This window comes from Streptomyces bluensis (genome assembly GCF_014650715.1).
GTDB classification, from domain to species: domain Bacteria; phylum Actinomycetota; class Actinomycetes; order Streptomycetales; family Streptomycetaceae; genus Streptomyces; species Streptomyces bluensis.
In genome coordinates this window covers 34007-45905 of the sequence record NZ_BMVM01000024.1, presented here as the reverse complement: position 1 = coordinate 45905, position 11899 = coordinate 34007, and the positions used below count along the sequence as shown (strand labels likewise).

The following is an 11899-nucleotide window of genomic DNA, read 5'->3' as shown; positions in this document are numbered from 1 at the left end:
CCGATGATCACCAAGGAGACGCGAGAACCGTGACGGACATCGTCGACGAGCTGAAGTGGCGGGGCCTGTTCGCTCTGTCCACTGACGAGGACGCTTTGCGCAAGGCGCTCGCGGACGGTCCCGTCACGTTCTATTGCGGTTTCGACCCGACGGCGGCCAGCCTGCACGTCGGCCACCTGGTGCAGGTCCTCACCATGCGCCGGCTCCAGCAGGCGGGTCTGCGTCCGCTCGCCCTGGTGGGCGGGGCGACCGGCCAGATCGGCGACCCGCGCCCCACGGCGGAGCGCACGCTCAACGACCCGGAGACGGTCGCGAACTGGGTGACCCGGCTGCGCGGGCAGATCGAGCCGTTCCTGTCCTTCGAGGGCGAGAACGCCGCGGTGATGGTGAACAACCTGGACTGGACGGCCGGAATGTCGGCCATCGAGTTCCTCCGGGACATCGGCAAGCACTTCCGCGTCAACAAGATGCTGACCAAGGACTCGGTCGCCCGGCGCCTGGAGTCCGAAGAGGGCATCAGCTACACGGAGTTCAGCTACCAGTTGCTCCAGGGCATGGACTTCCTGGAGCTGTACCGACGGTACGGCTGCACGCTCCAGCAGGGCGGCAGCGACCAGTGGGGCAACCTCACGGCCGGGCTCGACCTGATCCACCGGCTGGAGCCGCACGCTCAGGTGCACGCGCTGGCGACGCCGCTGATGACCAAGGCGGACGGGACCAAGTTCGGCAAGACCGAAGGCGGCGCCATCTGGCTCGACCCGGAGATGACCACGCCGTACGCGTTCTACCAGTTCTGGCTGAACGTGGACGACCGGGACATCTCCACGTACATGCGCATCCTGTCCTTCCGGTCCCGTGCGGAGCTGGAGGAACTGGAGCGGCAGACCGAGGAGCGTCCGCAGGCCCGGGCCGCGCAGCGTGCGCTGGCCGAGGAGCTGACGACGCTGGTGCACGGCGCGGACCAGACGGCCGCCGTGATCGCCGCGTCCAGGGCCCTCTTCGGTCAGGGCGAACTGACCGATCTCGACGACCGGACCCTGGCCGCGGCTCTCTCCGAGGTGCCGCACGTCAAGGTCGCCGAGCTCGGTCCCGTCGTGGACCTCTTCGCGGAGGTCGGGCTCGTGCCCAGCAAGTCGGCCGCGCGGCGGACGGTGAAGGAGGGCGGGGCGTACGTGAACAACGTGAAGGTCACCGCGGAGGACTCGGTCCCCGTCAAGGAGGATCTGCTGCACGGGCGGTGGCTGGTGCTGCGGCGTGGGAAGAAGAACCTCGCCGCGGTGGAGGTCACCGGAGTCTGATCGCCCCGTTGAAGGGGCGCACCGCGGGGAGCACGGTGCTGGTTTCCGCGCCCTTGCCGTGCGCTCCGACGACACGTGCCCCAGTCTCGTAGGCGACACAGACGCGGCGTAACGTGGACCTTGTCCGGGTCGCGGTCCCCTGACCGGTCCGGGCCCAGGTACGTGCCGGGGGAGCGTCCGACGCAGGCGGGTGGTGGAACGTGATGCGGAAGCAGAGCGACGGCCAGGTCTTCCGGATCACCGGAGCCAGGCAAGGGCTCGCCGACGATGTGCGTGGCAGGCAGCGGCGGTACGTCATCTCGATGTCGATCCGCACGCTGTCCGTGATCGCGGCGGCGGTCCTGTGGAATGTCGAGCGGTATGTCGCGATCGTCGCGCTGGTGCTCGGTGTGGTTCTGCCCTATATCGCGGTGGTGATCGCCAACGCGGGCCGGGAGAACGCGCCCTCGCTGCCTTCGACGTTCGTGCGGGTCCCCCCGAAGCCGATGATCGCGCCTTCCGAGGACAGCGGCTCCGACCAGGGCCGTGCCGAGGGTGGGACGGGCTTCGCGGGATCCGTCCCGGAGGACGTCGCCGACCCCGCGGCCGCCTCGGCGACCGGCCCCGAAAAGCGGCCCTGACCTCGGGGAACAGCGGGAAAGCGGAATCCGGTCGGCCGCCCGGCCCAGGAAAAGCTGAGAACAATCGTGTTGTTCCGGTGCCGGGCGACGGGTTCCCCGTGACATACTTCGTACGCGCTCCGCATCCCCCGTCGGAGCGACAGACCGACGCCGGGCAGCTCCCCCCGTGGCTGCTCGGCGTCGCCTTTTCCCGGCACTTGTCCGTGCTGCGGGGCGCGTTAGGGTCGGGGTGTGATGCTGAACGTCCCCGGCAACGACCCCGGTCCCGAGCCGTCCTCACCCATCTGCTCCGCCAAGGGCTGCCGCGCCGACGCGGTGTGGGTGCTCGCGTGGAACAACCCGAAGCTGCACACCCCGGAGCGCCGCAAGACATGGCTCGCGTGCGAGGAGCACCGTGAGCATCTTTCGCAGTTCCTCGGAGTGCGGGGGTTCTTGAAGGACGTCGTGGAACTGACGGAGTGGCGGGCTCCCGAGGGCAGCGAGAGGTAGGGCGGCGCCCGGAGGCTCGTCAGGGCGGCAGACGAGGGCTCGTCAGCCGCCGATCGCCGACATCGGCCGGTCCGGCTGCACGAATGACGGGTCGTCCAGGCCCGCTCCCGCCTTCTTGCCCCACATCGCAAGCCGCCAGATGCGGGCGATCTCCTCGTCGGGGGCGCCGGAGCGGAGCGCGGCGCGCAGGTCGGTCTCCTCGCGGGCGAACAGGCAGGTGCGTATCTGGCCGTCGGCCGTGAGCCGGGTACGGTCGCAGGCCGCGCAGAACGGGCGGGTGACCGAGGCGATCACGCCGACGCGGTGCGGGCCGCCGTCCACGATCCAGCGTTCGGCGGGGGCGGAGCCCCGCTCGTCGGCGCCCTCGGGGGTCAGGTCGAAGCGGGTGCGCAGGGAGGCCAAGATGTCGCCGGCGGTGACCATGCCCTCGCGCTTCCAGCCGTGCTGGGCGTCGAGGGGCATCTGCTCGATGAACCGCAGTTCATAGTCGTGCTCCACGGCCCAGGCCAGCAGGTCCGGGGCCTCGTCCTCGTTCAGGCCCGGCATCAGGACCGAGTTGACCTTGACCGGGGTCAGGCCGGCCTCGTGGGCGGCGTGGAGGCCCTCGATGACGTCCTTGTGGCGGTTCCGGCGGGTGAGGGTCTTGAAGACGTCGGCGCGGAGGGTGTCCAGCGAGACGTTCACCCGGTCCAGGCCCGCGGCCTTCAGGGCCGGTGCCGTGCGCTGGAGGCCGATGCCGTTGGTGGTGAGGGACATCTGGGGGCGCGGCTCCAGGGCGGCGACGCGCTCCACGATGCCGGTCAGTCCGGGCCGGAGCAGGGGCTCGCCGCCGGTGAAGCGGACCTCGGTGATGCCGAGCGTCCGGACCGCGATGTCGATGAGGCGGACGATCTCGTCGTCGGTGAGCAGGTCGGGCTTGGCCAGCCACTGGAGGCCCTCCTCGGGCATGCAGTACGTACAGCGCAGGTTGCACCGGTCGGTCAGCGAGACCCGTAGGTCAGTGGCCACTCGGCCGTAGGTGTCGATGAGCACGTGGGCCCCCTCCCGCGAACGGATCACCAATTCTCCGACATCTGCGAGCCTACGTGACCGGGCTGACAACAACAGTGGCGCGCATCGCACGAGACGCGGCGGGGCCGCCGTAGATCCCTACGACGGCCGAAAACCGATGGCCCGTAGATCTCTGCGACGGCCCCGCGCGCTGTCGAGTGCTGTACCCGGTGGGGGAGCGCTCAGTGGGCCCCGGTGCCGGTGAGGGAACGCACCTCCAGCTCGGCGTACTTGCCGGCGTCGGGCTCCTCCTTGGACAGGACCGTGCCCAGCCAGCCCATCAGGAAGCCGAACGGGATAGAGATGATGCCCGGGTTCTTCAGCGGGAACCAGGCGAAGTCGACGTCCGGGAACATCGCCTTCGGGTCGCCGGAGACGACGGGCGAGAACAGCACCAGGCCCACGGCCACGATGAGACCGCCGTAGATCGACCACAGCGCGCCCTGGGTGGTGAACTTCTTCCAGAACAGGCTGTAGAGGATGGTCGGCAGGTTGGCGGACGCGGCGACCGCGAAGGCCAGCGCGACCAGACCGGCCACGTTCAGATCGCGGGCCAGGGCGCCCAGGGCGATGGAGACGATGCCGATGAACACGGTCGCCCAGCGGGCCGCCTTCATCTCCTCCTTCTCGGTGGCCTTCCCCTTGCGGATGACGTTGGCGTAGATGTCGTGCGCGAAGGAGGACGACGAGGCGAGGGTGAGACCGGCGACCACGGCGAGGATCGTCGCGAAGGCCACCGCCGAGATCGTGGCGAGCAGGATCGCGCCCCAGGCCGAGTCGACGCCGCCCAGGTGCAGGGCGAGCAGCGGTGCCGCCGTGTTGCCGGACGGGTTGGACTCGATGATCTCGTCCTGGGAGATCAGCGCGGCGGCGCCGAAGCCGAGGGCGATGGTCATCAGGTAGAAGGCGCCGATGATGCCGATCGCCCAGTTCACGGACTTCCGGGCGGCCTTGGCGTTGGGCACCGTGTAGAAGCGGATCAGGATGTGCGGCAGACCGGCGGTGCCGAGGACCAGCGCGATGCCGAGCGAGATGAAGTCCAGCTTGGAGGTGCCGTTCAGGCCGTACTGCAGTCCGGGCTCCAGGAAGGCGGCGCCCTTGCCGCTGTTCTCGGCGGCCGAGCCGAGCAGGTCGGAGATGTTGAAGTTGAACTTCAGCAGCACCAGGAAGGTGATCAGGAGGGTGCCGCCGATGAGCAGCACGGCCTTGACCATCTGGACCCAGGTGGTGCCCTTCATGCCGCCGATGGAGACGTACACGATCATCAGGAGGCCGACGAGGGCGACGATGGCGATCTTGCCCGCGTCCGAGGTGATGCCGAGCAGCAGCGAGACGAGGACGCCCGCGCCCGCCATCTGGGCCAGCAGGTAGAAGATCGAGACGACGATCGTGGAGGTGCCGGCCGCCGTGCGCACCGGGCGCTGGCGCATGCGGTACGCCAGGACGTCGCCCATGGTGTAGCGGCCGGAGTTCCTGAGCGGCTCGGCGACCAGGAGCAGCGCCACCAGCCAGGCGACCAGGAAGCCGATGGAGTAGAGGAAGCCGTCGTAGCCGAAGATGGCGATCGCGCCCGCGATGCCGAGGAACGACGCGGCCGACATGTAGTCGCCGGAGACCGCGAGTCCGTTCTGGAAGGCGCTGAACTGGCGGCCGCCCGCGTAGAAGTCGGCGGCGTCCTTGGTCTGACGACCCGCCCAGACGGTGATGACGAGCGTCGCCACGACGAACGCCGCGAACAGGGTGATGATCAGTGGCCGGTGCTCGCTGGCCTGGTTCGCGGCCAGCACGGTCTGCTGTACGGGGCTCATGCGCCGCCCTCCATCTCGGACTTGATGGCCTCGGCCTTGGGGTCGAGCTTCGCGGCGGCGTGCCGCGAGTACCACCAGGCGATGAGGAACGTGGTGACGAACTGGGCGATGCCGAAGACGAGGGCGATGTTGATGTTGCCGAACAGCTTGGTGCCCATGAAGTCGCCCGCGTAGTTGGAGAGCAGGACGTACAGCAGGTACCAGGCGATGAAGGCGATCGTCAGCGGGAAGGCGAAGGAGCGGTAGGAGCGGCGCAGTTCACCGAAGTCCGCGCTCTCCTGCACCCGGACGAACTCCTCCGTCGGGGGGAGTTGGTGCTCTGCCTTCGAGGGGGGCGGTGCGTCGGTTGCCACGGAGTCTCCTCGCGTTGCGGTTTCGGTTGCCCCGGGGGTCGGGGGTGATGTCGGGGACGGGTCGGTTTCGGACATATGACGGCTCTGATCCTCAGGTAGATGTGGATCACACCGGCCGGCGAGGTGCAGGTGCCCGGTGCGTGATCCGGCAGGGGGCCCGATGGTGCTCGGGCTCCCTGCTCAACGTCACGGCGGCGCGCGGGAACCGGTTCAACTCCCGCACGGTTCTTTTCGCAAGTGGTTCACATGCGGTTCGCAGGCGGTCGGGACCGGTCACCCGCTCGGCTCAAGTGAGGGGTTTCCCTGTACTTCGGTCGTCGTCGCCGTAAGTCGTTGCTGGCCAGGGAGGGCGGGAGATAGTTTCGGCCTGCACCACGCGTCATGTACCTGCCCGGGCACCCCTGTGTCACGGGCGGGTTTTCGTTTCAGGATGATGTGGAGATCCCATGGCTCAACTGCGCTCAAGACGCCGTCTCGCGCTCGCGGTTCCGGTCGCCCTCTCGCTGACCGCCTCTCTCGGCTTCCTGCCGGGTGTCGCCTCGGCCGCGCCGCTCACCTCGGCCGCCTCCGCCGCCTCGGTGACCGAGGACGGCCCGAACCTGGCGTACGTCGTCAACACGAGCACGGACAAGCGGACCATCGCGGCCGTCGAGAAGGCGATAGCCAAGGCCGGTGGCACCGTCGTCATCACGTACGACAAGATCGGCGTGATCGTGGTCCACTCGGCCAACCCGGACTTCGGCGCGCAGATACGTGCCGTGCCCGGTGTGCAGTCCGCGGGTGCGACCCGGACCACGCCGCTGGTCGCCGCGGGCACGACGGACGTGGGTGCCGCGGACTATCTGACGGCCGAGGAGGCCGCCAAGGTGAAGGCCGCGTCGGCGGACGTCCCCGGGAGCGAGCCCCTTGAGGCCGACCAGTGGGACCTGCGGGCGATCGGCGCCGACAAGGCCGCGAAGATCAACCCGGGCAGCGGCAAGGTCACCGTCGCCGTGATCGACACCGGCGTCGACGACACCCACCCCGACCTCGCCCCGAACTTCTCCGCGTCCCAGTCGGCCAACTGTGTGGGCGGCGTGGCGGACACCAGCGAGGGCGCCTGGCGCCCGTACACCGCGGACGACTACCACGGCACGCACGTCGCCGGTGAGGTCGCCGCGGCCCGCAACGGCATAGGCGTCGCCGGTGTCGCCCCCGGCGTGAAGGTGTCCGGCATCAAGGTGAGCGACCCGGACAACGGTCTGTTCTACCCGGAGAGCGTCGTCTGCGCCTTCGTGTTCGCCGCCGACAACGGCGTGGAGATCACGAACAACAGCTACTACGTCGACCCGTGGCTCTACAACTGCGTGGACGACCCGGACCAGAAGGCCATCGTCGACGCGGTCAACCGGGCTCAGCTGTACGCCCAGAAGAAGGGCCTGCTGAACGTGGCGTCGGCGGGCAACTCCAACCACGACCTCGCCTCGGACGCGATCGTCGACACCACGAGCCCCGACGACTCCACCCCGGTCGAGCGCACCATCGACCCGTCCGAGTGCTTCGACCTTCCGACCCAGCTGCCGGGTGTCGTCACGGTCAGCGCGACGGGCGTCCAGAACCTCAAGTCGTACTACTCGACGTACGGCAAGGGCGTCGTCGACGTCGCGGCCCCGGGCGGCGACCGCCGCTACCAGCTCCCGGACACCCCGTCGAAGGACGGCCGGATCCTCTCCACCATGCCGAACGGGCAGTACGCCTTCCTCCAGGGCACCTCGATGGCGTCGCCGCACGTCGCGGGTGTCGCCGCGCTGCTGAAGTCCACCCACCCGTGGGCGAACGGAGCCGAGCTGCAGCGGCTGCTGAAGGCGCAGGCCGACCAGCAGGCCTGCCCCGAGTCGTACGACCAGGACGGCGACGGCACGCAGGACGCCGTGTGTGAGGGCGGCCCGAAGGCGAACGGCTTCTACGGCGCCGGCATCGTCAACGCGCTCAAGGCCGTCAAGTAGCGGCAGCCGTCGGCTGACTGCTCTCCCGCACGGCTCGTACGGCCGTACCGACTCGTACCGCTCGTACCGCGAACGAACTGGAGACATCATGACAGCGCCGCACAAGCGCTCCCGCCGCGTGGTGGCGATCCCCCTGGGGATGGCCATGGCGACGGCGCTCGCCGTCCTGCCGAACACGACGGCGTCGGCCTCGGTGGCGGCTCCCCAGGAGGCCGCCGCCGACGCCACCCCGCTCAGCTACGTGGTCAACGTCAGCCCCGGGCACGGCACTTCCTCGCACGTGAAGAAGGCCATCGCCAAGGCGGGCGGCACGATCGTGACGTCGTACGACCAGATCGGCGTCATCGTCGTGCACTCCTCGGATGCCGGGTTCGCCGCGGCGATCCGCAAGGTACGCGGCGTGCAGTCGGCCGGTGCCACGCGCACCGCGCCGCTGCCCGCGCTGTCGACGGCCGACCTGGACACGCCGAAGGTGCTGACCGCCCGGGAGGTGGCGGCCGCCGACGCGGAGGCCGGGCAGGACCCGCTGGAGCCGTTGCAGTGGGACCTGCCCGCCATCAAGGCGGACAAGGCGCACGAGAAGTCGCTCGGCAGCCCGGACGTCACGGTCGCCGTCATCGACACGGGCGTCGACGACACGCACCCCGACATCGCGCCGAACTTCGACCGCGAGGCGTCGGTGAACTGCGTGACGGGCAAGCCCGACACCACCGACGGGGCCTGGCGGCCCGGGGCCGACGAGAGCCCGCACGGAACGCATGTCGCGGGTGAGATCGCGGCCGCGAAGAACGGCGTCGGGATGACCGGTGTGGCGCCCGGGGTGAAGGTGTCCGGCATCAAGGTGTCCACGCCGGCCGGCTTCTTCTACACGGAGGCCGTGGTCTGCGGGTTCGTGTGGGCGGCGGAGCACGGCGTCGACGTGACGAACAACAGCTATTACACGGACCCCTGGTACTTCAACTGCAAGGACGACCCGGACCAGAAGGCGCTCGTCGAGGCCGTCACCCGGGCCTCCCGGTACGCGGAGCGCAAGGGCGCGGTCAACGTCGCGGCGGCGGGCAACGAGAACTACGACCTCGCCTCCGACGAGATAACCGACCCGTCGTCCCCGAACGACACGACTCCGTCGGACCGTGTGGTCGACCCCTCGGAGTGCCTCGACATCCCGACCCAGCTGCCGGGTGTCGTCACGGTCGCCTCGACGGGCGCGAAGGGCATCAAGTCGTCCTTCTCGAACCACGGTCTGGGGGTGATCGACATAGCGGCCCCCGGTGGCGACTCGACCCGCTACCAGACCCCGGCCCCGCCCGCCACCAGCGGCCTCATCCTGGGCACGCTGCCCGGCGGCAACTGGGGTTACATGGCCGGTACGTCGATGGCGTCCCCGCACGTCGCGGGCGTCGCCGCGCTCATCAAGTCCACGCACCCGTACGCCTCTCCGGCCCTGGTGAAGGCGCTGCTGTACGCCGGGGCGGACGCCACACCGTGCACGGACCCGTACGACATCGACGGGGACGGCAAGGTCGACGCGGTGTGCGAGGGACCGAAGAACCGCAACGGCTTCTACGGCTGGGGCATGGCCGACGCACTGGACGCCGTGGCGAAGTAGGGCTTCACGTACGTCGCCTGCTTCACGTGCAGGCGTTGGGCCGGGCGGTGCTGGTGCCGCCCGGCCCTTTCGCTGCCCCCACGTCGACGTGTTGGCCGAGCACACACTACATAGTGCACCCATGGATGCTGTGAACACGGAGTTCGTGTGGGAGGCGCTGGGCGGCGATCCCGCGCTGCTTCCGCGTGTGTCGGAGGTCGTACGCGACGGGGCGCTTCCGGCGCGGCTGCCCGTAAGGGAGGTGGCGCGGGCCTGTGTCGGGGCCTGCGCGCTGGCCGCCGCCGAGCTCGGGGCGCGGCGGGCCGGGCTCGCCGAAGTGCCCCGGGTACGGGTGGACGACGGGGCGGTCGCCACGGCCTTCGTGAGTGAGCGGCATCTGCTGGTCGACGGGCGGCAGCCGGTCACGTTCGCGCCGTTGTCGCGGTTCTGGCGGACGGCGGACGGGTGGGTGCGGACGCACGCCAACTACCCGCATCACCGGGCGCGTCTGCTGGGCGCGCTGGGGCTGCCCGGGGACGCGTCGGTGGAGACGGTGGCCGCGGCTCTGGCGGAGCGGTCCGCGACGGACGTGGAGGACACGGTGTACGGCGCCGGAGGGCTCGCGGTCGCCGTGCGCACACCGGAGGAGTGGGCGGGGCACGAGCAGGGGCGGGCCGTCGCCGCCGGGCCGCTGCTGCACCGGGAGGTCGTCGGGGCCGGTCCTGTGCGGCGGCTCGCCGGTGAGCCGGGGCTGCCCGCCGCGGGCGTACGCGTCCTGGATCTCACCCGGGTCATCGCGGGCCCCGTCGCCACCCGCACTCTCGGCCTCCTGGGCGCGGACGTTCTGCGTGTGGACTCCCCCGGGCTGCCCGAACTCCCCGACCAGCACGCGGACACCGGCTTCGGGAAGCGGTCGGCCGCGCTCGACCTGGCCGACCGCACGGACCGCCGCAGGTTCGGGGAACTGCTCGCCGGGGCGGACGTGGTGGTGACCGGCTACCGGCCCGGCGCCCTGGACCGGTTCGGGCTCGCCCCTCAGGAGCTGGCCGGGCGGCGGCCCGGGGTCGTGGTGGCGCAGTTGTCGGCGTGGGGCGCGTACGGGCCGTGGGCGGGGCGGCGGGGCTTCGACAGCCTGGTGCAGGCCGCCACCGGGATCGCGGTGACCGAGGGCTCGGCCGGGCAGCCGGGTGCGCTGCCCGCTCAGGCCCTCGACCACGGCACCGGTTACCTGCTGGCCGCGGCCGTGCTGCGCTCGCTCACCCAGCAACGGGAGGAGGGCGGCACACGGCTCGTCCGGCTGGCGCTCGCGCGGACAGCGGCCTGGCTGACGAAAGGCAGCAGGGGCGAAGGCCCGGGCGAGGGCGGGCCCGCCGACGCCTCGTACGGCCGCCCGTACGCCCCGAACGACCGCCCCTATGCCCCGTACGACCGTCCCGATGCCTGGCTCGCCGAGACCCGTGGCTTCCTCGGGACGCTGCGGTACGCGCTGTCGCCGCTGTCCTTCGAGGGCGGGCCCGCCGACTGGTCGCGCCCGCCCGGGGCGTGGGGCGCGGACGAGGCGTGCTGGGCTTGAATCGGGCGGCGGCCGGAAGCGTACTCATGGGCGGAATGCTGTACGGCCAGTTGTTTTCCATGACTTGCCCTGTTCTGTGGCAACTGGCGAAGCTCTGGGGGTGAGCTTGACCAGACCGACAGCCGACGCCGTCCGTCCCGGCGCCGGGCGGGCCGTCGCCGTGCTCGTCCTGGTGGCCGTGGCCGCCCTGATCCCGCTGCTCGGGCCGCGCGTCGCCCTGGAGGGCACGGGCGAGGCGGTCGCTCCGGGAGCGGGCGGCATAGCCGTGCTGCGCACGGTGCTGTTCGTGGCGCTGTGCATACCGGCGGGCGAACTGTTCGCGGCGCGGCTGGCGCGGCGTGTGCCGGGGGCGCCCGCGGAGGCACCGCGCAGTTGGGCGCCGTACGCGGCCGCCGCCGGTTTCGTCGCCGCGCTGGGTCTCGCCTCGGTCGTGGCGACCGGCAACCTGGTGCCGCGGAGCCCTGCCGACATCGACGTGGGGGGCCTCTACGAGACCCGGGACGGCATGCTCGCCCTCCTGGAGGTCAACGCGTTCGCCGCGGCCGGCCTGTGCGCTCTCTCGCGCCGCCCCACCGCCCAGGCATGGCCGCTCGCCGCGGTCGCCGTCGCGGAGGCCCTGCGGGCGCACCCGACGACGGAGCACACTCCGCTCGCCGGCAGCGGCCTGACGCTGGTTCACGTGGTCTGCGCCGCCCTGTGGACGGGCGGGCTGTTCCATGTCCTGCGGATGCTGCGGCGGTGGGACGGCGCGGAGGCGGGTGCCGCGCTGTTGGGGCTCTACGCGCGCGTGGCGGCCGTTCTCCTCGCCGCCCTCACCGCCACCGGAGTGTGGAGCACGCTGCGCCGTATGCCGCCGGACACGGTCCTGGAACAGCTGACCATGACGGCGTACGGGCGCACTCTGCTGGCCAAGGTGCTCCTCGTGGCCGTCGTCGCGGTCCTCGCGCTGGTGTCGCGCGTCCGGCTGACCCGCGCGAGCGACCCGCTCAGCGCCTGCTCCCCCGCGCGTGCGGAGGTGGTCGCGCTGGGCGTGGTCGTCGCGGTGTCAGCACTCCTGACGGCGCTTCCGGTGCCGATCCGATGGTGAGGCTGCCGGTGGAGCGCGGCGGTGAACTGGCGGACGGCGTCGCGAAAG

At 70.9% G+C, this 11899-nt stretch carries 10 protein-coding genes; 7 read left to right on the top strand and 3 right to left on the bottom strand.

Going from position 1 to position 11899, the window contains the following annotated elements; translation table 11 throughout:
• Positions 1-29 precede the first annotated feature (29 nt).
• From tyrS to IE262_RS35500, 3 genes are all read left to right on the top strand, one after another.
• Complete coding sequence (gene tyrS / locus IE262_RS35510; protein WP_134040680.1) at positions 30-1298, top strand: tyrosine--tRNA ligase; 1269 nt, start codon at positions 30-32, stop codon at positions 1296-1298.
• 203 nt (positions 1299-1501) lie between these two features.
• Positions 1502-1918 carry a DUF3099 domain-containing protein gene (locus IE262_RS35505; RefSeq protein ID WP_134040681.1) on the top strand — a complete coding sequence of 139 codons (417 nt, stop codon included), beginning with the start codon at positions 1502-1504 and terminating at the stop codon, positions 1916-1918.
• A 234-nt stretch (positions 1919-2152) separates the two neighbouring features.
• Positions 2153-2407, top strand: a complete 255-nt coding sequence (locus IE262_RS35500; protein WP_134040758.1) for a hypothetical protein — start codon at positions 2153-2155, stop codon at positions 2405-2407.
• Positions 2408-2449: 42 nt separating this feature from the next.
• On the opposite strand, the gene moaA is transcribed toward IE262_RS35500, so the two are convergent.
• The 3 genes from moaA to IE262_RS35485 all read right to left on the bottom strand — a co-directional run bounded on the left by moaA (position 2450) and on the right by IE262_RS35485 (position 5618).
• A complete protein-coding gene (moaA, locus tag IE262_RS35495; RefSeq protein WP_229877828.1) occupies positions 2450-3439 on the bottom strand; it encodes a GTP 3',8-cyclase MoaA in 990 nt (329 codons plus the stop codon).
• A 200-nt stretch (positions 3440-3639) separates the two neighbouring features.
• Positions 3640-5265: a monocarboxylic acid transporter gene (locus tag IE262_RS35490; protein WP_189879576.1), complete on the bottom strand. Its 1626-nt coding sequence runs from the start codon at positions 5263-5265 to the stop codon at positions 3640-3642.
• Complete coding sequence (locus IE262_RS35485; RefSeq protein WP_134040684.1) at positions 5262-5618, bottom strand: DUF485 domain-containing protein; 357 nt, start codon at positions 5616-5618, stop codon at positions 5262-5264. The genes IE262_RS35490 and IE262_RS35485 overlap by 4 nt, the downstream gene beginning before the upstream one ends.
• Positions 5619-6064: 446 nt before the next feature.
• Here IE262_RS35485 and IE262_RS35480 point away from each other — a divergent pair, with 446 nt between their 5' ends.
• The 4 genes from IE262_RS35480 to IE262_RS35465 all read left to right on the top strand — a co-directional run bounded on the left by IE262_RS35480 (position 6065) and on the right by IE262_RS35465 (position 11851).
• The gene (locus IE262_RS35480; protein ID WP_189879575.1) at positions 6065-7603 is read left to right on the top strand and encodes a S8 family serine peptidase; all 1539 of its coding nucleotides are present in this window, start codon (positions 6065-6067) and stop codon (positions 7601-7603) included.
• Between the two features lie 88 nt (positions 7604-7691).
• Positions 7692-9212, top strand: coding sequence for a S8 family peptidase (locus IE262_RS35475; protein WP_134040686.1), 1521 nt, complete (start codon positions 7692-7694; stop codon positions 9210-9212).
• A gap of 121 nt (positions 9213-9333) precedes the next feature.
• Positions 9334-10764, top strand: a complete 1431-nt coding sequence (locus tag IE262_RS35470) for a CoA transferase (RefSeq protein ID WP_189879574.1) — start codon at positions 9334-9336, stop codon at positions 10762-10764.
• Between the two features lie 100 nt (positions 10765-10864).
• On the top strand, positions 10865-11851 hold the full coding sequence (locus IE262_RS35465; RefSeq protein WP_189879573.1) for a CopD family protein: 987 nt from the start codon (positions 10865-10867) through the stop codon (positions 11849-11851).
• Positions 11852-11899: the final 48 nt, after the last annotated feature.